The 21,546-nt window shown below is 63.9% G+C and carries 22 protein-coding genes; 14 read left to right on the top strand and 8 right to left on the bottom strand.

Translation table 11 applies throughout. The features are described from left to right. Positions 1-192: 192 nt before the first annotated feature. The 3 genes from DGA31_RS17080 (at position 193) to DGA31_RS17070 (ending at position 3,899) form a co-directional block, all read left to right on the top strand. Complete coding sequence (locus DGA31_RS17080; protein ID WP_109513357.1) at positions 193-1,248, top strand: PA0069 family radical SAM protein; 1,056 nt, start codon at positions 193-195, stop codon at positions 1,246-1,248. Between the two features lie 209 nt (positions 1,249-1,457). Further along, the gene (locus DGA31_RS17075) at positions 1,458-2,183 is read left to right on the top strand and encodes a carbonic anhydrase (RefSeq protein ID WP_056841018.1); all 726 of its coding nucleotides are present in this window, start codon (positions 1,458-1,460) and stop codon (positions 2,181-2,183) included. A 165-nt stretch (positions 2,184-2,348) separates the two neighbouring features. Next, the gene (locus tag DGA31_RS17070; RefSeq protein WP_056841019.1) at positions 2,349-3,899 is read left to right on the top strand and encodes a SulP family inorganic anion transporter; all 1,551 of its coding nucleotides are present in this window, start codon (positions 2,349-2,351) and stop codon (positions 3,897-3,899) included. Positions 3,900-3,983: 84 nt separating this feature from the next. Here DGA31_RS17070 and DGA31_RS17065 read toward each other — a convergent pair whose 3' ends face one another. Beyond that, on the bottom strand, positions 3,984-4,634 hold the full coding sequence (locus DGA31_RS17065; protein WP_056841020.1) for a hypothetical protein: 651 nt from the start codon (positions 4,632-4,634) through the stop codon (positions 3,984-3,986). A gap of 420 nt (positions 4,635-5,054) precedes the next feature. Here DGA31_RS17065 and coxB point away from each other — a divergent pair, with 420 nt between their 5' ends. From coxB to DGA31_RS17015, 10 genes are all read left to right on the top strand, one after another. Continuing rightward, entirely contained in the window at positions 5,055-6,179 is a 1,125-nt protein-coding gene (gene coxB / locus DGA31_RS17060; protein WP_109513356.1) for a cytochrome c oxidase subunit II, read from the top strand. A gap of 465 nt (positions 6,180-6,644) precedes the next feature. Then, a complete protein-coding gene (gene ctaD, locus DGA31_RS17055) occupies positions 6,645-8,228 on the top strand; it encodes a cytochrome c oxidase subunit I (RefSeq protein ID WP_056841022.1) in 1,584 nt (527 codons plus the stop codon). Further along, positions 8,228-8,809: a cytochrome c oxidase assembly protein gene (locus DGA31_RS17050; protein WP_109513355.1), complete on the top strand. Its 582-nt coding sequence runs from the start codon at positions 8,228-8,230 to the stop codon at positions 8,807-8,809. Before ctaD ends, DGA31_RS17050 begins: the two co-directional genes overlap by 1 nt. After that, positions 8,806-9,690, top strand: coding sequence for a cytochrome c oxidase subunit 3 (locus tag DGA31_RS17045; protein WP_109513354.1), 885 nt, complete (start codon positions 8,806-8,808; stop codon positions 9,688-9,690). The genes DGA31_RS17050 and DGA31_RS17045 overlap by 4 nt, the downstream gene beginning before the upstream one ends. Before the next feature lie 72 nt (positions 9,691-9,762). Beyond that, a complete protein-coding gene (locus DGA31_RS17040) occupies positions 9,763-10,473 on the top strand; it encodes an SURF1 family protein (RefSeq protein ID WP_109513353.1) in 711 nt (236 codons plus the stop codon). Continuing rightward, a complete protein-coding gene (locus tag DGA31_RS17035; RefSeq protein WP_056841026.1) occupies positions 10,470-11,036 on the top strand; it encodes a hypothetical protein in 567 nt (188 codons plus the stop codon). Before DGA31_RS17040 ends, DGA31_RS17035 begins: the two co-directional genes overlap by 4 nt. A 12-nt stretch (positions 11,037-11,048) precedes the next feature. After that, positions 11,049-12,056 carry a COX15/CtaA family protein gene (locus tag DGA31_RS17030; protein ID WP_109513352.1) on the top strand — a complete coding sequence of 336 codons (1,008 nt, stop codon included), beginning with the start codon at positions 11,049-11,051 and terminating at the stop codon, positions 12,054-12,056. Positions 12,057-12,129: 73 nt separating this feature from the next. Further along, complete coding sequence (locus DGA31_RS17025) at positions 12,130-12,759, top strand: SCO family protein (RefSeq protein WP_109513351.1); 630 nt, start codon at positions 12,130-12,132, stop codon at positions 12,757-12,759. Between the two features lie 110 nt (positions 12,760-12,869). Next, the gene (locus DGA31_RS17020) at positions 12,870-13,109 is read left to right on the top strand and encodes a type II toxin-antitoxin system RelB/DinJ family antitoxin (RefSeq protein WP_056841029.1); all 240 of its coding nucleotides are present in this window, start codon (positions 12,870-12,872) and stop codon (positions 13,107-13,109) included. Then, positions 13,099-13,386 carry a type II toxin-antitoxin system RelE family toxin gene (locus DGA31_RS17015; RefSeq protein WP_109513350.1) on the top strand — a complete coding sequence of 96 codons (288 nt, stop codon included), beginning with the start codon at positions 13,099-13,101 and terminating at the stop codon, positions 13,384-13,386. Before DGA31_RS17020 ends, DGA31_RS17015 begins: the two co-directional genes overlap by 11 nt. 77 nt (positions 13,387-13,463) lie before the next feature. Here the strand turns inward: DGA31_RS17015 and DGA31_RS17010 are convergent, their stop codons facing one another. From DGA31_RS17010 to DGA31_RS17000, 3 genes are read right to left on the bottom strand one after another with little or no spacing between them, the layout of a single operon-like run. Next, positions 13,464-14,237 (bottom strand): MetQ/NlpA family ABC transporter substrate-binding protein, encoded by a 774-nt coding sequence (locus DGA31_RS17010; RefSeq protein ID WP_056841031.1) that lies wholly within the window; start codon positions 14,235-14,237, stop codon positions 13,464-13,466. A 55-nt stretch (positions 14,238-14,292) separates the two neighbouring features. Then, a complete protein-coding gene (locus tag DGA31_RS17005) occupies positions 14,293-14,967 on the bottom strand; it encodes a methionine ABC transporter permease (RefSeq protein WP_056841032.1) in 675 nt (224 codons plus the stop codon). Next, positions 14,967-15,974, bottom strand: a complete 1,008-nt coding sequence (locus tag DGA31_RS17000) for a methionine ABC transporter ATP-binding protein (RefSeq protein ID WP_056841033.1) — start codon at positions 15,972-15,974, stop codon at positions 14,967-14,969. The genes DGA31_RS17005 and DGA31_RS17000 overlap by 1 nt, the downstream gene beginning before the upstream one ends. A 338-nt stretch (positions 15,975-16,312) precedes the next feature. On the opposite strand from DGA31_RS17000, the gene katE reads away from it, so the two are divergent. Next, positions 16,313-18,463, top strand: a complete 2,151-nt coding sequence (gene katE / locus DGA31_RS16995) for a catalase HPII (protein WP_109513349.1) — start codon at positions 16,313-16,315, stop codon at positions 18,461-18,463. Between the two features lie 202 nt (positions 18,464-18,665). Here katE and DGA31_RS16990 read toward each other — a convergent pair whose 3' ends face one another. From DGA31_RS16990 to DGA31_RS16975, 4 genes are read right to left on the bottom strand one after another with little or no spacing between them, the layout of a single operon-like run. Next, the gene (locus DGA31_RS16990; protein WP_056841035.1) at positions 18,666-19,385 is read right to left on the bottom strand and encodes a PA5502 family lipoprotein; all 720 of its coding nucleotides are present in this window, start codon (positions 19,383-19,385) and stop codon (positions 18,666-18,668) included. A gap of 38 nt (positions 19,386-19,423) precedes the next feature. Continuing rightward, on the bottom strand, positions 19,424-20,212 hold the full coding sequence (gene znuB, locus DGA31_RS16985; RefSeq protein WP_056841036.1) for a zinc ABC transporter permease subunit ZnuB: 789 nt from the start codon (positions 20,210-20,212) through the stop codon (positions 19,424-19,426). Then, on the bottom strand, positions 20,205-21,011 hold the full coding sequence (znuC, locus tag DGA31_RS16980; protein WP_056841037.1) for a zinc ABC transporter ATP-binding protein ZnuC: 807 nt from the start codon (positions 21,009-21,011) through the stop codon (positions 20,205-20,207). The genes znuB and znuC overlap by 8 nt, the downstream gene beginning before the upstream one ends. Beyond that, positions 21,011-21,493 carry a Fur family transcriptional regulator gene (locus tag DGA31_RS16975; RefSeq protein WP_056841038.1) on the bottom strand — a complete coding sequence of 161 codons (483 nt, stop codon included), beginning with the start codon at positions 21,491-21,493 and terminating at the stop codon, positions 21,011-21,013. Before DGA31_RS16975 ends, znuC begins: the two co-directional genes overlap by 1 nt. Between the last annotated feature and the right edge of the window lie 53 nt (positions 21,494-21,546).

Here is a 21,546-nt window from a genome sequence, read left to right as displayed (position 1 = left end):
CATTGCGTGCGTCCGTTGAATCGCCCGGGTATCGGGCCTGCTTGCCCACCTGACGTTAGGTCCGGATGCCTATAGCGTCTACTGGCAGAAATGACAGTCAGGCCTGGGTCCGGCTGGGTTTTCTATAAACGGTCAGTGGCACAACGAGACGGGTGGTGTACTGTATATAAAAACAGTTAAAGGCCTTTCTACATGTCCCCTCCTCCGATTCGCGGGCGCGGCACGGTCAGCAATCCGCACAATCGCTTCGCCCCGCAGCGCTCGGTGGTCGAGGACGATGGCTGGTATCAGGAAGCCCCGCTGACCCAGGGCACCGAGGTCATCTTCGAGACCGCCAAGAGCATCATTACCCGCAACACGTCGCCGGACATTCCCTTCGATCGCTCCATCAATCCTTATCGCGGCTGCGAACATGGCTGTATCTACTGCTACGCCCGGCCCAGCCATGCGTACTGGGATATGTCGCCGGGGCTGGATTTTGAAACAAAGCTGATCGCCAAGACCAACGCTGCCGCCCTGCTGGAGCAGCAATTGTCGAAACCGGGGTATCGCTGCGCGCCCATCACGCTGGGGGCCAACACCGACCCGTACCAGCCCATCGAGCGCGAGCAGCGCCTGACCCGTGCCACGCTGGAGGTGCTGCTGCGTTATCGCCATCCAGTGACCATCATTACCAAGGGCTCGCTGATCCTGCGCGACCTGGACCTGCTGGCCGAACTGGCGCGCCAGCGGCTGGTGTCGGTGTTCATCAGCCTCACCACACTGGATGACGCGCTCAAGTGCACGCTGGAGCCACGGGCCGCTTCGCCCAAGGCGCGGCTGCGGGCCATCCGGGTGTTGCGCCAGGCCGGCGTGCCGGTCGGGGTGCTGTGCGCGCCCATGATCCCGATGATCAACGACCACGAACTGGAAGCCTTGATGACCGAGGCCCGGGACGCCGGCGCCCTGAGCGCCAGCTATATTCTGTTGCGCCTGCCGCTGGAGGTCGCACCACTGTTCGAGGCGTGGCTGGCGACGCATTACCCGCAACGTGCCGCCCATGTCATGAGCCTGATCCGCCAGAGCCGCGACGGCGCCACCAACGACAGCCGCTTCGGTTCGCGGATGCGTGGCGAGGGTCCGTTTGCCGATCTGCTGGCGCAGCGCTACAGGCTGGCCATCAAGCGCCTGGGGCTCGATGGCCGAGAAAGTTTTGTGCTCGACTGTGACTCTTTTTGCCCGCCCGGCGGTCAGATGTCATTGCTCTAGATTGCAAAGATGGCACTGGGCTATTGACAAGGCCCGATCTAGAGCGGTCGCATTCAGTTTCACTTAAGGTTTGACAGCTAGTCTGCAGTCAGGAATGTCCTTCGCAGGCACGTGCAACGGATCTGTACGTTTTTTCGAGTTGTTTCAGGGCATTGCCGCCATACGAACAAGCATGAAAATCCACACCAATCCGCCAGAGAGGATTCGACATGAGTGACAGGGAAAATCAGCCCTCGGCCAGTCCCCACCCCGAGGTGGAGACGGCCCAAGAGGCTTTCAAGCATATCGTGGACGGCTTCGTGCAGTTTCGTCATGAAGTGTTTCCACAGCAGGAAGAGCTGTTCAAGAAGCTGGCCACCGCGCAGAAGCCACGCGCCATGTTCATCACCTGCGCCGACTCGCGCATCGTGCCTGAGCTGATCACCCAAAGCTCCCCAGGCGACCTGTTCGTCACCCGTAACGTTGGCAACGTCGTGCCGCCCTACGGTCAGATGAACGGCGGCGTCTCCACCGCCATCGAGTACGCCGTGGTGGCTTTGGGTGTGCAGCACATCATCATTTGCGGTCACTCCGATTGCGGCGCCATGCGTGCGGTACTCAATCCGCACACCCTGGACAAGATGCCCACGGTCAAGGTCTGGCTGCGCCATGCCGAAGTAGCGCGCACCGTGGTCGAAGACAACTGCACCTGCGGCGACGAACACGAGAACATGCGTGTGCTGACCCAGGAAAACGTCATCGCCCAGTTGCAGCACCTGCGCACCCACCCTTCGGTGGCCTCGAAGCTGGCCAGCGGTCAGTTGTCGATCCACGGCTGGGTCTACAGCATCGAGACCAGTGAAATCCTGGCCTACGACGCCGAGCAGGACAACTTCCGTCCGCTCGACGGCGACGGCCCGGCCCCGATGGCAACGCCCAAGGCCCGCTTCTTCTGACACCGATGGCCTGCAGGGGCGCGCCTGGCCCAGGCCAGGCGCCCCCTGCAGCAGGCATAAGTCAGTACGACCCGTTTAGTCACCCTTAAAAACAGCCATGACCGCTGCGCCTTGTGCGCACCGGCAGGCTTTGTCACGTCTGAAGAAAACCTGGAGAGAGCAGTCATGGATGCATCGGCCACCAAAGGCAGTGCCTCAATCAAATCTGTGCTGCCACGGGAGCTGCTGGCTTCCGTGGTCGTGTTTCTGGTCGCCCTGCCGCTGTGCATGGGCATCGCCATCGCCTCGGGCATGCCACCGGCCAAGGGCCTGATCACCGGCATCATCGGCGGGCTGGTGGTGGGCTTCATTGCCGGCTCGCCGCTACAGGTCAGTGGCCCGGCAGCGGGTCTGGCGGTGCTGGTGTTCGAGCTGGTGCGCGAACACGGCATGGCCATGCTGGGCCCGATCCTGTTGCTGGCCGGCCTGTTGCAGGTGCTGGCCGGACGTTTCAAGCTCGGTTGCTGGTTCCGCGTCACCGCGCCGGCAGTGGTCTACGGCATGCTGGCCGGTATCGGTGTGCTGATCGTGCTGTCACAGTTGCATGTGATGTTCGACAGCGGACCCAAGCCGTCCGGGTTGGATAACCTGATTGGTTTCCCGGCAACCCTGGTGCAGGCCATCGGGCCGGGCACGGGCCTGCAGGCCGGGCTGTTGGGCCTGGGGACCATCGCCATCATGTGGGCCTGGGAAAAGCTGCGCCCGCACTCGCTGCGCTTTGTACCCGGCGCCTTGCTGGGCGTGGGCATCGCGACGGCGGTCAGCCTGTTCATGGCCTTGCAGGTCAAGCGCGTGCAAGTACCGGCCGACCTGAGCGAAGCCATCGACTGGCTGCGCCCGGCTGATCTGGTCAACCTGGCCGATCCGGCCATCCTGATCGCCGCCTTTGCTGTGGCCTTCATCGCCAGCGCCGAGACCCTGTTGTCGGCCGCCGCGGTCGATCGTATGCATAACGGTGTGCGTTCGGACTTCGACAAGGAACTGAGCGCCCAAGGTGTGGGCAACATGCTCTGCGGCTTGCTGGGTGCCTTGCCGATGACCGGCGTGATCGTGCGCAGCTCGGCCAACGTGCAGGCGGGGGCCACCACGCGGATGTCGACGATTTTTCACGGCCTGTGGCTGCTGGCCTTCGTGCTGCTGCTGTCGAGCGTGCTGCAGAGCATTCCGGTGGCCAGCCTGGCAGGCGTGCTGGTGTACACGGGGCTGAAACTGGTCGACCTCAAGGCCTTCCGCGGCCTGGGTCGCTACGGGCGGATGCCGATGTTCACCTATGCGGCTACGGCAGCGGCGATCATCTTCACCGACCTGCTGACCGGTGTGCTGATCGGGTTCGCCCTGACCCTGGTCAAGCTGGCCTTCAAGGCGGCGCGCCTGAAGATCAGCCTGGTGCAGATGCCAGACAGCGAAGAGCTGGAACTGCGTCTGGTCGGTGCGGCCACCTTCCTCAAGGTGCCGGCCCTGACCCAGGTGCTGGGCACTATCCCGGCGGGCAGCACCGTGCATGTGCCGCTGAGCAACCTGACCTACATCGACCATGCGTGCCTGGAGCTGCTCGAACAGTGGGGGCGGGCCAATGCCGCCCATGGCACGCGGCTGATCATCGAGCCGCGCGGCTTGAAGCGCCGGCTTGAAGGCCGGGTGCGCACCACCACAGGCATCGGGGCGGGTGCGCTGTAGCCACCGCCCTCTGCTACCCCTCCCGCAGGAGCGGCTTCAGCCGCGATCCGCTTTGGCCCCGTAAGGCTGCCCGTCCGGGCAGCCTTACGGGGCCAGGCCTTCCAGGTCCAGGCTGACCCCCAGCTGCATCGACAGGCACGGCCAGCGCTTCCAGGCCGCCTGGGTGCCGGGGCTGGCCAGTTGTTCGCGGTAGGCCTCGACCGATTCCAGGGCAAAGATTTCTTCATCGAGCAGCGTGTGCACCGCGTGGTGCACCGCTTCATCGAGCTGGTTGGCGAAGCTTTCGCCGATCAACTGGTGAGCAATGACGTTGGCCACCGTCGAGTCCGAAGGAATCAGCGGCTGGCCCAGGTGGCGGATGTACAGGTCGTTGATTTCCTCGACCAGCCGGTGGGCCAGGTAAGCCTCGTCCAGCAGGCTGTCCAGGCCTTCGTGGCCGTCCATGATCGATGGCGGGCTGGTGAAGAACTGGGCGGCAATGCGCAGCACCGGTTTGATCTGCGCTTCGATACCGGCCTCGATCGAGGCATTGTGGGCGGCTTCGAGCAGGTCAGGCACGTGTTCGATATACGCCGAGACAAACCGGGTCAAGACGCTATGGGCATCGCCCTCGGGTAGCGCGATGGCGGGGTGCAGGTGCTGCAGTTGGCTTTCCAGCCGCTGAAACAGTTGGCCGGTCCGGGCTTCATGTTGCTGGGCACGCTGGATCTGCTCACGCAAGGCAGCGATGTTCATGGCGACTCCTGAGGCATAGGCCTGGGTATTTTCTAATGATCAAATGCAAGAAACGGCCTGCCCTCTTCAGACCGTCTTTGCGGCTTCTGGCCTGCAAATACTGGGTCGAACAAAGTTTGACGAATTTTCCTACCTGTATGGGATGACATACATTAGCTCGGTTGACACATTGGCTAAGACCGATTTGTCATAACAGATTCTTTTTTATATGGCTGGGCGGTCAAAAAAGAGCCGACCAGTCATGCTTTTACGCTTTTGCCACTGAGCCGATGCGGCCTGGCGAGCCAATACGCCTGTCTATACTGCTGAGCAGGAAGCAGCTGATGGCCTTCGGGCCCGAGTCAGCCGTCCGCAAGCCGCTCCCTTGAGCGCAGGCTTTTACTGCCTGCGCAGGCTCATGAGTCTGGGGGGTAAACCCGAATGAGGCGTCAGCCCGGGATAGGCGTATTAACGATGCTGTGGGCGAGCGGCGGCCCGGTGCAGGCGGCCTGGACCCTGAACATGGCACCCGGTGTCACCGAGGTCAGCCAGGCGGTGCATGGCCTGCACATGACCATCTTCTGGATCTGCGTGGTCATCGGTCTCGTGGTGTTTGCCGCCATGGCCTGGAGCATGTTTGCCCATCACCGCTCGCGCCATGCGCAGCCTGCCAGCTTTCATGAAAACACCCGCATCGAAATTCTCTGGACCGTGGTGCCCTTGCTGATTCTGGTAGGCATGGCCATTCCGGCCACCCGCACGCTGATCCACATGTACGACACCCGTGAATCGCAGGTCGATGTGCAGATCACCGGCTACCAATGGAAATGGCATTACCGTTACCTGGGTCAGGACGTCGAGTTCTTCAGCAACCTCGCCACCCCGACCGAGCAGGTCCATAACCGCGACGACAAGGGTGAGCATTACCTGCTGGAGGTCGACCAGCCACTGGTGCTGCCGGTGGGCGAGAAAATCCGTTTTCTGGTGACTGGCGCCGACGTGATTCATTCCTGGTGGGTGCCGGCCTTTGCGGTCAAGCGCGACGCCATTCCGGGGTTCGTCAACGAAGCCTGGACGCGCATCGACACGCCGGGCATCTACCGTGGCCAGTGCACCGAACTGTGCGGCAAGGACCACGGCTTCATGCCGGTGGTGGTCGATGCACGGCCCCAGGCCGAGTACCAGGCCTGGCTGAACGAGCGCAAGCAGGAAAGCGCCCGGCTCAGGGAGCTGACCCGCAAGGCGTGGATCCGGGAAGAACTGATCGCGCAGGGTGAAAAGGTCTATCGCAGTACCTGTGTGGCCTGTCACCAGGCCGAGGGTCAGGGCCTGCCGCCGATGTTTCCGGCGCTCAAGGGCTCGAAGGTCGCCACCGGCCCGATCGAGGCGCACCTCGACATCGTGTTCAACGGCAAGCCGGGCACCGCCATGGCGGCGTTCGGCAAGCAATTGAGCGAAGTCGACATCGCCGCGGTGGTGACCTACGAACGCAACGTCTGGGGCAACAACAAGGGCGACATGCTCCTGCCCAAGGATGTAGCGACCTACAAGCAGGCCCAGAAATGACACACACCAGACTGTGCGGGAAATCCCCCGTCGCCCTGGCGCCGCGCTGTCGCGCAGCCAGCATCAGGCTGTGGCACAGGCCCGCACAGTGGCGCGGTCTTGCCGGCCTTTCGCGACCGTTGGTCGCTCCTACGGGGTTGGCGGCAGACCCCGAATCCGCTTGTGTGGGCGGCGGCTTGCCGGCGATGGCTGCCGTGCAGGCCCGCACGATGGCGCGGTCTTGCCGGCCTTTCGCGACCGTTGGTCGCTCCTACGGGGCTGGCGGCATGCCCCGAATCCGCTTGTGTGGGAGGCGGCTTGCCGGCGATGGCTGCCGTGCAGGCCCGCACGATGGCACGGTCTTGCCGGCCTTTCGCGACCGTTGGTCGCTCCTGCGGGATGGACGGTGTGCCCTGAAATTGGACCCGGCCCACTTTCCGTGGCAAGCGCCCACACTCATCGCGTGTTGACCAGAGGACGCCCCTGATGAGCACCGTCATCGAAGACATCGACCACGATCACGCCCATGGCCCGGCCAAGGGCCTGATGCGCTGGGTGCTGACCACCAACCACAAGGACATCGGCACGCTGTACCTGCTGTTCAGCTTCAGCATGTTCCTGCTCGGTGGCACCTTCGCCATGGTGATCCGCGCCGAACTGTTCCAGCCGGGCCTGCAGATCGTGCAGCCGGAATTCTTCAACCAGATGACCACCCTGCACGGCCTGATCATGGTCTTCGGTGCGGTCATGCCGGCCTTTGTCGGGCTGGCCAACTGGATGATCCCGCTGATGATCGGCGCCCCTGACATGGCCCTGCCGCGCATGAACAACTTCAGTTTCTGGATTTTGCCAGCCGCCTTCCTGATGCTGGTCTCGACCCTGTTCATGCCCGGCGGCGGGCCCAACTTCGGCTGGACCTTCTATGCGCCGCTGTCGACCACCTACGCGCCGCAAAGCGTGACCTTCTTTATCTTTGCCATCCACATGCTGGGCATCAGTTCGATCATGGGCGCGATCAATGTCATCGCCACCATTCTCAACCTGCGCGCCCCGGGCATGACCCTGATGAAGATGCCGCTGTTCGTCTGGACCTGGCTGATCACCGCCTTCCTGCTGATCGCGGTGATGCCGGTGCTGGCCGGCTGCGTGACCATGATGCTGCTGGACATCCACTTCGGCACCAGCTTCTTCGATGCCGGCGGCGGCGGCGACCCGCTGTTGTTCCAGCATGTGTTCTGGTTCTTCGGCCACCCGGAGGTGTACATCATGATCCTGCCGGCGTTTGGCGCGATCAGCTCGATCATCCCGGCGTTCTCGCGCAAGCCGTTGTTCGGCTATGCCTCGATGGTCTACGCCACGGCGGCCATCGCCCTGCTGTCGTTCCTGGTCTGGGCGCACCACATGTTCGTGGTTGGCATCCCGCTGATCGGCGAGCTGTTCTTCATGTACGCCACCATGCTGATCGCGGTGCCCACCGGGGTAAAGGTATTCAACTGGGTCAGCACGATGTGGCGCGGCTCGCTGACCTTCGAGACACCGATGCTGTTTGCCGTGGCGTTCGTGATCCTGTTCACCATCGGCGGCTTCTCGGGGCTGATGCTGGCCATCGCGCCTTCGGATTTTCAGTACCAGGACACCTATTTTGTGGTCGCGCACTTTCACTACGTGCTGGTGCCGGGGGCGATCTTCGGTATCTATGCCTCGGCCTATTACTGGCTGCCCAAGTGGACCGGGCACCTGTATGACGAAACCCTGGGCAAGCTGCATTTCTGGCTGTCGTTCGTGGGCATGAACCTGGCCTTCTTTCCCATGCACTTCATTGGTCTTGCCGGCATGCCGCGCCGGGTGCCGGACTACAACCTGCAGTTTGCCGACTTCAACATGGTGTCCTCGATCGGGGCCTTTACCTTCGGAGTCACTCAGTTGCTGTTCCTGTTCATTGTCATCAAGACCATCCGGGGCGGTGCACCGGCCCCGGCCAAACCCTGGGATGGCGCTGAAGGGCTGGAATGGAGCGTGCCGTCGCCGGCGCCCTATCACACGTTCAGCACCCCGCCGGTGATCAAGTGATGCGCCGGCCAGCAGCGGTGAACCGCGTGGTCATCCGGCTCGTGATGGTCGTGGTGGCGATGTTCGGCTTCGGCTTTGCCCTGGTGCCGTTGTACGAGGTCATGTGCCAGGCCTTCGGCATCAACGGCAAGACCGGTGGGCAGTACCGCGGCGAACAGGTGGTCGACGAGGCGCGCGAAGTGCGGGTGCAGTTCGTCACCAGCAACGCGGCCGGCATGAGCTGGGCGTTCTACCCCGGCAGCAGCGAACTGCGGGTGCACCCGGGGGCGGTCAACGAGATGCTGTTTGTCGCGCACAACCCCACCGGACAGACCATGACCGCCCAGGCCGTGCCCAGCGTGGCACCGGGCACGGCAGCAGCCTGGTTCCACAAGACCGAATGCTTCTGCTTTACCCAACAGGTGTTGCAACCGGGCGAGCGTATCGAAATGCCGGTGCGTTTCATCGTCGACCGCCAGTTGCCGGCCGAGATCAAGCAACTGACCCTGGCCTACACCCTGTTCGACATCACCCAACGCCGGCCCAGGGCGGCACGGGTCGAGACCCTCGCCGCCGGCAACGGCCCGACGGAGGCGCCATGAACACTGATCATTACTACGTCCCGGCCCAGAGCAAATGGCCCATCGTCGGCACGCTGGCGCTGTTGGTGTCCATGTTCGGCCTGGCCACCTGGTTCAACGACCTCAAGACTGGGCACGCCGGTTCCTACGGGCCCTGGCTGGTGCTGGCCGGCGCCCTGCTGGTGGCCTGGATGATGGTCGGCTGGTTCGGTGCGGTGGTGCGCGAGAGCCGCGCCGGGTTGTACAGCGCCCAGCTGGATCGTTCGTTTCGCTGGGGCATGGGCTGGTTCATCTTTTCCGAGGTGATGTTCTTTGCCGCCCTCTTCGGCATGCTGTTCTATATCCGCTACTGGACCGGTCCCTGGCTGGGCGGCGAAGGCAGCAACGGCATTTCCAACATGCTCTGGCCGGAGTTTCGCTACCAGTGGCCGCTGCTCGACAACCCCGACCCCAAGCGCTACCCGGCGCCGGCCGGCACCATCGACCCCTGGACCCTGCCGCTGATCAACACCGTGCTGCTGGTGACCTCCAGCGTCACCCTGGCCCTGGCGCACCACGCCTTGAAGCACGACCGGCGCCGGGCGCTCACGCGGTGGCTGGCCATCACCGTGCTGCTGGGCGCGGCCTTTCTGGCCCTGCAAATCACCGAATACCTGCACGCCTACCACGAGCTGGGGCTGACCCTGGGGTCAGGCATCTACGGCGCGACGTTTTTCATGCTCACCGGCTTTCATGGTCTGCATGTCACCATCGGCGCCCTGATTCTGCTGGTGGTGTTGTTGCGCATCCTGCGCGGGCATTTCGATGCCCGGCATCAGTTTGGTTTTGAAGCGGCGAGCTGGTACTGGCACTTCGTCGATGTGGTATGGATCGGCCTGTTTGTCTTTGTCTATGTGATCTGAATGTAGGGCTTGTAGGACCTGTAGGACCGACTTCAGTCGGGAAGCCGGCACTCTCAAGGGATTGGACGCAACATGAAACGCTTCACGCTGCACCCGCTGCCTACCGTGCTGCTGGTGTTGGTGCTGCCGGTGCTGCTGTTGCTCGGGCTGTGGCAGTTGCACCGGGCGCAGGACAAATACAACCTGCTGACCTTGCAGGCCGAGCAGCAGGTCATGGCGCCCCGTGCGCTGGATGAGCTGTTGCCCGTGGCTGACCCGGCCTGGCGACGGGTGCGGTTGCAAGGGTTGCTGGATGCCGAACACACGCTGTTGCTGGACAACAGCAGCCGCGATGGCCGGGCCGGCGTCGAACTGCTGCAACCGTTGCAGGATCAGCTCAGCGGCCTTTGGGTGCTGCTCAACCGCGGCTGGTTGCCCTGGCCTGATCGGCGTGAGCCACCGGTGTTCACCACCCCCGACACGCGTCTGGATGTTGAGGCCTGGATTTACGTGCCCCCCGGCCCTGGCTTTCATCTGCAAGCCGACGTGCCTTCTGCGTACTGGCCGCAACTGGTCACCCAGGTCGAGCCTGCGCAGCTCTGGCGTGAACTGGGGCGCGCCGGCTATGCCCATCAATTGCGCCTGCTGCCGGGGCCGGCGACCTATCGGGTCGACTGGCCGGTGGTGAACATGGCGCCGGCCACGCATCGCGGCTATGCCGTGCAGTGGTTCAGCCTGGCCGCCGCCTTGCTGGTGCTCTATGTGTACCTGGGCTTCCATGTGCCAACGGGGCGACGGGCATGAGTGCCGTGTTGCCGCCGCGTACCCGACGCCTGGGGCGTGTGCAACTGGTGCTGCTGGTGGCCGGGTGCATCCTGCCGATGATCCTGGCGACCAGCATGTACCGCTGGCAATTCTGGGTGCCGGACAGCCGTACCTGGCACGGTGAGCTGATCGCCAATGGCCAGGGCCGCCTTGAGCTGGGCGTGGCAACCACCGATGCGCGCTGGCAGCTGTTGGTGACCGACAGCGGGTCGTGTGCCAGTGCATGCCGGCAACTGGTGTACCTGGCCAGGCAGGTCAATGTCGGACTGGGCCGTGAGGCCAGCCGGGCCAGCCATGCCCTGGCCAGTGCCACGCCGCCCGACAGCGACTATGCCGCGACCCTGGCGAGCGAGTACCCGCAGTTGCAGCGCTACCCGCTCGACCTGCAGCGCTATCGGCCTGTTGCACCGGCCACTGCACCTGCCTGGCTGTGGATCGTCGACCCGCACGGCAATCTGGTGCTGCGTTATGGCGCAGGCGTCAGCGGCCAGGATGTGCTGCGCGACCTGAGGCACTTGCTCAAGCTGTCGAAGATCGGTTGAAAGGAGGCTGCCATGCGCCGCTACGGTTATCGCCTGGCCCTGTTTGCCACCGTCCTGGCGCTGCTGGTGGTGCTGCTCGGCGCCTGGACCCGGCTGACCCATGCCGGGCTCGGCTGCCCGGACTGGCCGGGCTGCTATGGCTTGCTTATCGTGCCCACCGGCGAGGTACAGAGGGCCCAGGCTGCGCTGGATTTTCCTCATGCGCCGTTGCACCCGGACAAGGGCTGGAACGAGATGATCCATCGCTATGGCGCCGGGCTGCTGGGCCTGATCATCAGCGTCCTGGCCTGGCAGGCCTGGTGCCAGCGCCATCAGGCCCGGCAACCGTTGGTGCTGGCGCTGCTGTTAGTGGCGCTGGTATGTGCCCAGGCGTTGTTCGGCATGTGGACCGTGACCCTCAGGCTCTGGCCACCGGTGGTCACCGTGCACCTCTTGGGCGGGCTGGCAACCCTGAGCCTGCTGCTGGTGCTGACCTTGCGCCTGAGCGGCACGGCACCACCCTCCGTCTGCCCGACAGTCACCGTACGGCGCCTGGCATGGCTGGCCGTGGCCGTTGTGGTGGGGCAGATCGTGCTTGGTGGCTGGGTCAGCACCCATTACGCGGCGATGGCCTGCCCGGACCTGCCGACCTGTCAGGGCCAATGGTGGCCGGCCACCGACTTTGCCAGCGCCTTTCTCTGGCACCCGCCGATCGGCCCCGATTACCTGGGTGGCCTGCACGGCAGCGAAGCCCGCACCGCCATTCATATGGCTCATCGCCTGGGCGCGCTGCTGGTGAGCCTGGTGGTGCTTGCGCTGTGTTGGCAACTCAAGCGCGCCGGCTGGTATCGGCTGGCGCTGCTACTGGGTGCCGCTTTGCTGCTGCAAGTGACGCTGGGGCTGGGCAACGTGCTGGCACAAGTGCCGCCCTGGCTGGCGCTGGCCCACAGTGCGGGTGCGGCGCTGCTGTTACAGGTTATGACCCTGGTGCATTACCGCCTGTGGCAGGCCGGTCATGTCACACGGGGCGGTATTTGTTAGGCTTGCCCTTCTCGCCGGCCGAGCGTAGGCACCTGAGCCGCTCAGCCGTTCAGCGCACTGCATGGACCCGATGATGACCCGCACCCAGAAAACCGCCTTTATCCTTGTGGCCATTGTGGCCGTGATTCTTGGCCTGACCGTGCAGCGCGTGCTGTCGGGCCGCAGCGGCGCCGACCAGGCCGCGCTGGTGGACGCCGGCATTATCCTGCTACCGCAGGCCCGCACCGTTCCCGGCCTGAAAATGACCGACCAGAACGGCGAGCCGGTGGCGGTCGATCAACTCAAGGACAAATGGACGCTGGTGTTTCTGGGCTACACCTATTGCCCGGACATCTGCCCCGCCACCCTGGCCCAGCTGCGCCAGATCAAGGGCGAACTGCCCAAGGACGTCGCCGGCCGGTTGCGCGTGGTGCTGGTCAGCGTCGACCCGGATCGCGACACGCCCGAGCAGTTGAAAAAGTACCTGGCGTATTTCGACAAGGACTTCATCGGCCTGAACGCGCCGGTCAACCAGTTGAAAACGCTTGCCAATGCCCTGAGCATTCCGTTCATCCCCGCCGACACCCGCAAGCCAGGCTACACCGTGGACCACAGCGGCAACCTGGCCCTGCTGGGACCGGACGGCAAGCAACACGGTTTTATCCGTGCGCCATTGAACGTCAAGAAGCTGAGCGAGCGGCTGCCGGGGTTGTTGGCGTTGTAGGGCTGCGTGTGCTGGTCGGATAGCCGGCAGGGAATTTTTGAACAGAAACTTGATAAAAAGCGCACGCAATGCGAACGTAACGACAAATGTCTTTACAGGAGCCGTGTCCCATGGCCTCGATCAATATCCGTGTCGATGATGATTTGAAAACCCGCGCTTACCGCGAACTGGAGCGCCTGGGAGTAACACCATCAGAACTCATGCGCCAGGCACTGCAGTACGTTGCCGAGCGTGGCCAGCTTCCCTTTCGACCGGTATTGATGACCGAGGAGGATGAGGCGCTCATGAAAACCGTGCGTGAGCGCCTCGCTTCACCTCAGCGTGTCAAGGTATCGCTGGATGATCTATAGCCTTGAATTTGATCAACGCGCGCTGAAGGAATGGCACAAGCTGGGGGACACAGTCCGACAGCAATTCAAGAAGAAGCTGGCTGAAATCCTGGAGAGCCCGCGCATTGAGGCCAACCGCCTGCGCGAGCTGCCCGATTGCTACAAGATAAAACTGCGCAGCGCGGGTTATCGCTTGATCTACCAAGTGATAGACCGGGAGATCGTGGTGTTCGTGGTGGCTATCGATAAGCGTGAACATGAAGCTGCGTATCGAAAAGCGTCAGAACGAACAAAATGATCCAAGGGCGACTTCACTGAAAAAGTGCCCTCAGGACCCGCCCGGCCGCTTCTGCAAATGATTCTGGCGTGTACCAATCAGAACGCCGGCACGACCGCGCCTTTGTATTTCTCGGCGATGAAGGCTTTGACTTCCGGGCTGTTCAGTGCGGCGGCCAGTTTCTTGATGGCGTCGGCGTCCTTGTTGTCCGGGCGGGCGACCAGGAGGTTGGCGTACGGCGACTCGGCGCCTTCGATGGCCAGGGCGTCCTTGGTCGGGTCCAGCTTGGCGCCCAGCGCGTAGTTGGTGTTGATCAGCGCCAGGTCGACCTGGGTCAGTACGCGCGGCAGGGTGGCGGCTTCCAGCTCACGGAACTTCAGGTTTTTCGGGTTCTCGGCCACATCCTTGGGGGTCGCCAGGATATTGGTCGGGTCCTTGAGGGTGATCAGGCCGGCCTTGGCCAGCAGCAGGAAAGCACGGCCTTCGTTGGTGGCGTCGTTGGGCAGGGCCACGGTGGCGCCGTTGGGCAGGTCGTCGAGCTTCTTGAATTTCTCGGAGTAGGCGCCGAACGGCTCGACGTGCACCTTGGTCACGCTCACCAGGTTGGTGCCCTTGCCCTTGTTGAACTCATCCAGGTACGGCTGGTGCTGGAAGAAGTTGGCGTCCAGGCGCTTTTCGGCCACTTGCACGTTGGGCTGCACGTAATCGGTGAAGACCTTGATCTTCAGGTCCACGCCTTCCTTGGCCAGGGTCGGCTTGAGGAATTCCAGGATCTCGGCCTGCGGAATGGCGGTGGCGGCGATGCTCAGGGTTTCATTGGCCTGGGCAGACAGCGCGGTCATGGCAGCAAATACGGCAACCAGCTTTTTCATGCAACAGCTCCTTGATTGGGCCCGCATCCGGCGGGCTACGACTAACGCAATGCAATTAACGGTGTGAAAAATACGCCACCAGGCGGTCGCCGACGGTTTGCAGGATCTGCACCAGCACCAGCAGCAGTACGACCGTGACGAACATGACATCGTTCTGGAAACGCTGGTAACCGTAGCGGATCGCCAGGTCCCCCAGCCCGCCGGCACCCACGGCGCCGGCCATGGCGGTGAACGACACCAGGGCAATGGCAGTGACGGTGATGGCCGCCAGGATGCCGGGCCGTGCCTCGGGCAGCAGCGCCTTGACCACGATCTGCGTGGTGCTGGCGCCCATGGCTTGGGTCGCCTCGATGATGCCCTTGTCGACCTCGCGCAGCGCGGTCTCGACCAGCCGGGCAAAGAACGGCGTGGCGCCGGCGATCAGCGGCGGCAAGGTGCCGAGGATGCCCAGCGAGGTGCCGGTGATGATCTGCGTCAGCGGCATCATCACGATCAGCAGGATGATGAACGGCAGGGCCCGCAGCATGTTCACGATCAGCCCGACCGTGGCGTACAGCGGCTTGTTCTCCAGCAGCTGACGCGGCGAGGTGAGAAACATCAGCACGCCCAGCGGCAGGCCCAGCAGCACGGTAAAGCCCAGCGACACGCCCAGCATGATCAGGGTGTCGCCGGTGGCCAGCCAGATTTCATACCAGTCGACGTTGGAAAACAGGTTCACGAAAGCGTCCATCAGCGCAGCACCTCCATATGGACATCAGCGGCGCTGAAGCGGGCAAAGGCGGCGTCCATGTCGCCGCCGGTGATGGCCAGGGTCAACTGGCCGTAAGGTACATCCTTGATGCGGTCGATCCGCCCGGCCAGGATGCTGTAGTCGACGCCGGTCTCGCGCGCCACGGTGCCCAGCAGCGGCGCGTAGGTGGCCTCGCCCTGGAAGGTCAGGCGCACGATGCGGCCCTGCACATGGGCGAAATCTTCGCGCTGCTCGTTCTCGTCGAGGTGCTCGTCTTCCTGCACGAAGCGCTTGGTGGTCGGGTGCTGCGGATGCAGGAACACATCGGCCACCCGGCCCTGCTCGACGATGACGCCGGCGTCCATCACCGCGACCTGGTCGCAGACCCGGCGGATCACGTCCATTTCATGGGTGATCAGCACGATGGTCAGTTTCAACTCGCGGTTGATCTCGGCCAGCAGTTGCAGCACCTGCGCAGTGGTCTGCGGGTCCAGGGCGCTGGTGGCTTCGTCGCACAACAGAATCTTCGGGCGGGTGGCCAGGGCGCGGGCGATGCCGACGCGCTGCTTCTGGCCGCCGGACAATTGCGCCGGGTATTTCTTTGCATGGGCGCTCAGGCCCACGCGCTCGAGCAACTCGGCAACGCGCTGGTCGATCTGCTCGCGCGGCAGGTCGCCGGCCAGCGTCAGCGGCATGGCGACGTTGTCGGCCACAGTGCGCGAAGACAATAGGTTGAAGTGCTGGAAGATCATCCCGACCTGGCGGCGAAAGCGCCGCAGGCCATTGGCGTCCAGCGCGGTCACGTCTTCACCGTCGACGGTGATACGCCCGCCGCTGGGATTTTCCAGGCGATTGATCAGGCGCAACAGGGTGCTTTTACCGGCACCGGAGTGGCCGATCAGGCCATACACCTGGCCGGCCTCGATGCGCAGGCGGGTGGGGTGCAGGGCCGGGATGTCCTTACCGGCGACCCGGTAGGTTTTCTGGACGTCAAGAAACTCGATCACTAACCAAACCTTTTAGGGCGAACCTTGTGGGTGCGTGTACAGGGGGCGCATGGGCGACGATCCGCTCTGGCCGCCAATGGCAGCGCCACGCTGCCGTGCCCGGCCGGATAAGCCGGGCGCGCATTTTAGCCTGTCAGCGCCGTGCGGCTTAGCATTTATTTCCAGTACAAGCTGCTCAATGGCTATAACGCGACCGGTGGGAATATCCACAGTCAAATTCAGTGAACGGCTTCGTTTGCTCCCGGTCACTCCTTGTACACCGTGATTCATACCTCGCTGACAGGGCCGCCATGTGACGGGTTCTGCGCGACTGACGCCACGATCGAGGAGCTGTATCGATGAGCAACAAGACCCAGAACCCCGTCACCCCGACGCCTGCCAGCGAACTGGCCGGTACCGACACGCTTGACCGGGGTAACCGCAACGCCAAGCTCGACAGCCTGGAGGCCGTGCGTTCCGACGCCACCGGCCAGGCGCTGCGCACTAACCAGGGTGTGAAGATCGCCGACAACCAGAACACCCTCAAGGCCGGCAGCCGGGGTCCGTCGCTGCTGGAAGACTTCATCATGCGCGAAAAAATCACGCATTTTGACCACGAGCGCATTCCAGAGCGCATCGTCCATGCCCGTGGCACCGGCGCGCACGGTTACTTCCAGACTTACGAGAACCACAGCGCGCTGAGCAAGGCCGGCTTTCTGCGCGACCCGGGCAAAAAGACCCCGGTGTTCGTGCGCTTCTCCACCGTGCAGGGCCCACGTGGTTCGGGCGACACCGTGCGCGATGTGCGTGGCTTTGCTGTGAAGTTCTACACCGACGAAGGCAACTTCGACCTGGTGGGCAACAACATGCCAGTGTTCTTCATCCAGGACGCGATCAAGTTCCCGGATTTCGTGCATGCGGTCAAACCCGAGCCGCACAACGAGATTCCTACCGGCGGCTCGGCCCATGACACTTTCTGGGATTTCGTCTCGCTGGTGCCGGAGTCGGCGCACATGGTGATCTGGGCCATGTCCGACCGCGCCATCCCCAAAAGCCTGCGCAGCATGCAAGGCTTTGGCGTGCACACCTTTCGCCTGATCAACACCGAAGGCAAGGCCAGCTTCGTCAAGTTCCACTGGAAGCCCAAGTTCGGCGTGTGCTCGCTGGTCTGGGACGAAGCCCAGAAGCTGGCAGGCAAGGACACCGATTTCCACCGCCGTGACCTGTGGGAGTCCATCGAGATGGGCGACTACCCGGAATGGGAATTGGGCGTGCAGATCGTTGCCGAGGAAGACGAGCACAAATTCGACTTCGACCTGCTCGACCCGACCAAGATCATCCCTGAAGAACTGGTGCCGGTGACGCCGCTGGGCAAGATGGTCCTGGACCGCAACCCGGACAACTTCTTTGCCGAAGTCGAGCAGGTTGCCTTCTGCCCGGGCCATATCGTGCCCGGCATCGACTTCTCCAACGACCCGCTGCTGCAGGGCCGGCTGTTTTCCTACACCGACACGCAGATCAGCCGCCTGGGCGGGCCGAACTTCCATGAAGTGCCGATCAACCGCCCGGTGGCGCCGAACCACAACAACCAGCGCGACGCCCAGCACCGCAGCACCATCCACAAGGGCCGTGCGGCCTACGAGCCGAACTCCATCGATGGCGGCTGGCCGAAGGAGACCCCGGCCGGTCCGCAGGATGGCGGCTTCGAGAGTTATCAAGAGCGTATTGAAGCGCACAAGGTGCGTGAGCGCAGCGAGTCGTTTGGCGATCACTTTTCGCAAGCCACGCTGTTCTTCAACAGCATGAGCGAGCACGAAAAAGAGCACATCATCGCCGCCTACAGCTTCGAGTTGGGCAAGGTCGAGCGCGAGCACATCCGTGCACGCCAGGTGAACGAGATCCTGGCCAATATCGACCTGGCCCTGGCTGCCCGCGTGGCCGCCAACCTGGGCCTGCCGGCGCCGAAGGCCGGCACGGTCGCGGCGGTCAAGACTTCGCTGAAGCAATCCCCGGCCCTGAGTCAGGCCAACCTGTTGCCGGGCGATATCGTCTCGCGCAAGGTGGCGGTGCTGGTGGCCAACGGGGTCGACGGCAAGGCGGTCGAAGCCATCAAGGCCGCGCTGATGGCCAAGGGCGCGCACGCCAAGGTGCTGGGGCCGACCTCGGCACCGGTGACCACCGCCGATGGCCAGACCCTGCCAGTGGATGCGTCAGCCGAGGGCTTGCCGTCGGTGGCCTTCGATACGGTGTTCGTGCCCGGTGGCGCCGAGTCGGTGAAAGCGCTGAGCACTGACGGCGTGGCTTTGCACTACCTGCTCGAAGCCTACAAGCACCTCAAGGCCATTGCGGTTGTGGGTGAAGCCAAGGAGCTGCTGACCCAGCTGCGTCTGGAGCAAGACGCCGGGCTGCTGGTGGTGTCCGACGGTGCGTCGACCGAGGCGTTCCTGAACGCCATCGCGCAACACCGGGTCTGGGCGCGTGAGCCCAAGGCCAAGGCTGTGCCGGCGTAATTGAGTCGCGCGCCTGGGTGAACGTTGTTGAAGGGCGTCCCCAGGCGACGGGGCCAGACGGGGCGATGCAGAGCTGTGCCTGTCCGTCATCGCGGCAAGCCGCCTCCCAGAGGTGTCCAGTCGGACACCGACACTGTGGGAGGCGGCTTGCCGGCGATAAGGTCAGTTCAGACTGGCACGTCCGCTTGGTCGAGCGGCTTGTTCAGAGGCGGGCAGGCGTCAGGACAATCCGGGCCGGCTGGTGGCGGTCGATCTGCCGATGCAGGTCGAGCTCGAAATTCGGATTGATCCGGGTCACCCGTTTGCCCAGCAGGTTCGCCAGCCACGGGTAGTCGGCCGTGCGTGGCACTTCGATCAGCACATCGCAATTGAAGTTGACGATGTCGCTGGCAATCGCGTCCAGTTGCTTGCGCATCCGGGCGATGTCCGTGGTGTTCAACTCGATGACCGTGCTCGGTGCGTCCAGGTCGACCAGCCGGGCAACGCGCCGTGCCTCGGCGGCGCGCAGCTCGGCCTCGGCTTTTTCCAGCTCAGCCTTGCGCGCCTGCGCGATGGCGCCGTTGACGCCGCTGGTCAGGGCCGGTGCCGTGGGCATCAGCGCCCGGGCACGGCTCAGGGCGGTGGTGGCGGCATTCACATCACCCTTTTGCAGACCGATCTGGCTGCGGCTCAGGTAGGCCTCGGCCAGTTGGCGTTGCAGTTGCTCCAGGCGCGGATCGTTCGGCGTGGCGGCTTGCAGCGCCGTCAACTGGTCTTCGGCCGTGGCCAGTTCGTTGCCGGCAATGCTCTGCTCCAACTGGACGAAGCTGTCCGTCTGCTGCGCCGCAGGGGCGCCGGCGTCTGCCGGTGGCATGCTTTGGCAAGCACCCAGCAGCACGGAAAATGCGACTAGCAGCAGATGACGGGAGGTGGGCAGCTTCATTCCTGCGATTCTCTTGATTGCGCAAAAAACGAGCAAGTCTACACCGACCGCCGGGGGAGAACAAAACTGAGCAGAAACAGGGCCGCTGCCGCGACCACGATCGAGGGGCCGGCCGGGGTGTCCTTGAGCCAGGAAAGCGCCAGCCCGGCGCACACCGCGACCACCCCCAGCACACTGGCGCCCAGGGCCATCTGCTCCGGCGAGCGGGCATGACGCTGGGCGGCGGCGGCCGGAATGATCAGCAGCGAGGTGATCAACAGCACCCCGACGATCTTCATCGCCACGGCAATCACCACGGCCATCAACAGCATCATGGTCAGGCGCAGGGTCAGCACCGGCAGGCCTTCGACCCGGGCCAGTTCCTCGTGCACGGTCACGGCCAGCAACGGTCGCCACAGCGCGATGATCAACGCCAGCACCAGCGCACTGCCGCCCAGGATCCACGCCAGGTCGGTCGGGCTGATCGCCAGCAGGTCGCCGAACAGGTAGGCCATCAGGTCGATGCGCACCTCATGCATGAAGCTCAGCACCACCAGCCCCAGCGACAGGGTGCTGGGCGCCAGGATGCCCAGTAACGTATCGCTGGCCAGCGGCTGGCGCTGTTGCAGGGTCACCAGCAGGATGGCCAGCAGCAGGCAGCCGACGGTCACGGCCAGCGTGGGGCTGATGTCGAGCAGAAAACCCAGCGCCACCCCGAGCAGGGCGGCATGCGACAAGGTGTCGCCAAAATAAGCCATGCGCCGCCACACCACGAAAGAACCCAGGGGACCTGCAACCAGGGCCAGGGCAATGCCGGCGAGCAAGGCGTACATAAGAAAATCAGCCATGCTTGCAGCCGTCTCCATGAACGTGTGGAACGTGGGGTTTGAAACGCGGGGCGCCTGCTGCCGCCTCGTCGACCACCTCGCCATGCAGGTCGTGGGCATGGTCGTGGTGATGGTGATAGATCGCCAGGCTCGGGGCGTTGTGGCCGAACAGCTCGACGAACGCCGGGTCATGGCTGACCTGCTCGGGGTGTCCGGAGCAGCATACATGGCGGTTCAGGCACACCACCTGGTCGGTGGTGCTCATCACCAGGTGCAGGTCATGCGAGACCATCAGCACGCCACAGCCATGGCGGTCGCGCAGGCGGGTGATCAGGCTGTACAGCTCGGCTTGCCCGGCGACATCCACGCCTTGCACCGGCTCGTCGAGCACCAGCAGCTCCGGCTCGCGCAGCAGCGCCCGGGCCAGCAGCACGCGCTGCATCTCACCCCCGGAAATGCCCTGCAACGGGCTGTCGATGACTTTGCCGGCGCCGACTTCTTCCAGTGCGGCCATGGCCTTGGCGCGGTCGACGCCCGGCACCAGGCGCAGGAAGCGCAGCACCGACAGCGGCAGGGTCTGGTCGACGTGCAGTTTTTGCGGCATGTAGCCCACGCGCAGTTTCGGCTTGCGCCAGACGCTGCCGGAGGTGGGCTTCAGCAGGCCGAGCACGGCCCGCACCAGCGTGGTCTTGCCGGCGCCGTTGGGGCCGATCAGGGTGACGATCTCGCCGGGGCTGACGCTCAGCGCAATGTTGTCCAGCACGCTCTGCCCGGAGAGGGTGACCGCCACCTGTTCCAGGCGGATCAGGGGTGTGCTCATCAGGCCACCTTGCACCCGGCGCACACGCCGACGATCTCGATGGTCTGGCCTTCGACCGCAAAGCCCACTTCGGTGGCGGCATTGACCACCGCGTCACTGATGGCCGGGTGTTGCAGCTCGATGGCGGCATGGCACTGGCGGCAGATCAGGAACTGGCCCTGGTGTGCGTGGGTCGGGTGGTTGCAGCCGGTAAAGGCGTTGAGTGAAGAGATGCGGTGCACCAGGCCATGCTCGAGCAGGAAATCCAGTGCCCGGTAAACGGTCGGCGGTGCGGCGCGGCGGCCGTCTTCTTCGCTGAGCACGCCCAGAATGTCATAGGCGCCCAGCGGTTTGTGGCTTTGCCAGACCAGTTCCAGCACGCGACGGCGCAGGGCGGTCAGGCGCAGGCCCTTGCCGGCGCACAGTGTGTCGGCCACGGTCAGGGCGTCGTGCACGCAATGGGAGTGATCGTGAGGGCGACTGGCCAGGGGAGTAATAGGCATGGGCGGCGACGATATTGGCTGGAGACGTTATTATGTTACCTGTTCCTGCCCGA

The organism is Pseudomonas ovata (assembly GCF_003131185.1).
In the GTDB taxonomy this organism is placed as follows: domain Bacteria; phylum Pseudomonadota; class Gammaproteobacteria; order Pseudomonadales; family Pseudomonadaceae; genus Aquipseudomonas; species Aquipseudomonas ovata.
This window is presented reverse-complemented; position numbering and strand designations above follow the sequence as displayed.

Coding starts and splice junctions, on each gene's coding strand:
- DGA31_RS17080 (WP_109513357.1), top strand. CDS start 193: ATGTCCCCTCCTCCGATTCGCGGGCGCGGCACGGTCAGCAATCCGCAC.
- DGA31_RS17075 (WP_056841018.1), top strand. CDS start 1,458: ATGAGTGACAGGGAAAATCAGCCCTCGGCCAGTCCCCACCCCGAGGTG.
- DGA31_RS17070 (WP_056841019.1), top strand. CDS start 2,349: ATGGATGCATCGGCCACCAAAGGCAGTGCCTCAATCAAATCTGTGCTG.
- DGA31_RS17065 (WP_056841020.1), bottom strand. CDS start 4,634: ATGAACATCGCTGCCTTGCGTGAGCAGATCCAGCGTGCCCAGCAACAT.
- coxB (WP_109513356.1), top strand. CDS start 5,055: ATGAGGCGTCAGCCCGGGATAGGCGTATTAACGATGCTGTGGGCGAGC.
- ctaD (WP_056841022.1), top strand. CDS start 6,645: ATGAGCACCGTCATCGAAGACATCGACCACGATCACGCCCATGGCCCG.
- DGA31_RS17050 (WP_109513355.1), top strand. CDS start 8,228: ATGCGCCGGCCAGCAGCGGTGAACCGCGTGGTCATCCGGCTCGTGATG.
- DGA31_RS17045 (WP_109513354.1), top strand. CDS start 8,806: ATGAACACTGATCATTACTACGTCCCGGCCCAGAGCAAATGGCCCATC.
- DGA31_RS17040 (WP_109513353.1), top strand. CDS start 9,763: ATGAAACGCTTCACGCTGCACCCGCTGCCTACCGTGCTGCTGGTGTTG.
- DGA31_RS17035 (WP_056841026.1), top strand. CDS start 10,470: ATGAGTGCCGTGTTGCCGCCGCGTACCCGACGCCTGGGGCGTGTGCAA.
- DGA31_RS17030 (WP_109513352.1), top strand. CDS start 11,049: ATGCGCCGCTACGGTTATCGCCTGGCCCTGTTTGCCACCGTCCTGGCG.
- DGA31_RS17025 (WP_109513351.1), top strand. CDS start 12,130: ATGACCCGCACCCAGAAAACCGCCTTTATCCTTGTGGCCATTGTGGCC.
- DGA31_RS17020 (WP_056841029.1), top strand. CDS start 12,870: ATGGCCTCGATCAATATCCGTGTCGATGATGATTTGAAAACCCGCGCT.
- DGA31_RS17015 (WP_109513350.1), top strand. CDS start 13,099: ATGATCTATAGCCTTGAATTTGATCAACGCGCGCTGAAGGAATGGCAC.
- DGA31_RS17010 (WP_056841031.1), bottom strand. CDS start 14,237: ATGAAAAAGCTGGTTGCCGTATTTGCTGCCATGACCGCGCTGTCTGCC.
- DGA31_RS17005 (WP_056841032.1), bottom strand. CDS start 14,967: ATGGACGCTTTCGTGAACCTGTTTTCCAACGTCGACTGGTATGAAATC.
- katE (WP_109513349.1), top strand. CDS start 16,313: ATGAGCAACAAGACCCAGAACCCCGTCACCCCGACGCCTGCCAGCGAA.
- DGA31_RS16990 (WP_056841035.1), bottom strand. CDS start 19,385: ATGAAGCTGCCCACCTCCCGTCATCTGCTGCTAGTCGCATTTTCCGTG.
- znuB (WP_056841036.1), bottom strand. CDS start 20,212: ATGGCTGATTTTCTTATGTACGCCTTGCTCGCCGGCATTGCCCTGGCC.
- znuC (WP_056841037.1), bottom strand. CDS start 21,011: ATGAGCACACCCCTGATCCGCCTGGAACAGGTGGCGGTCACCCTCTCC.
- DGA31_RS16975 (WP_056841038.1), bottom strand. CDS start 21,493: ATGCCTATTACTCCCCTGGCCAGTCGCCCTCACGATCACTCCCATTGC.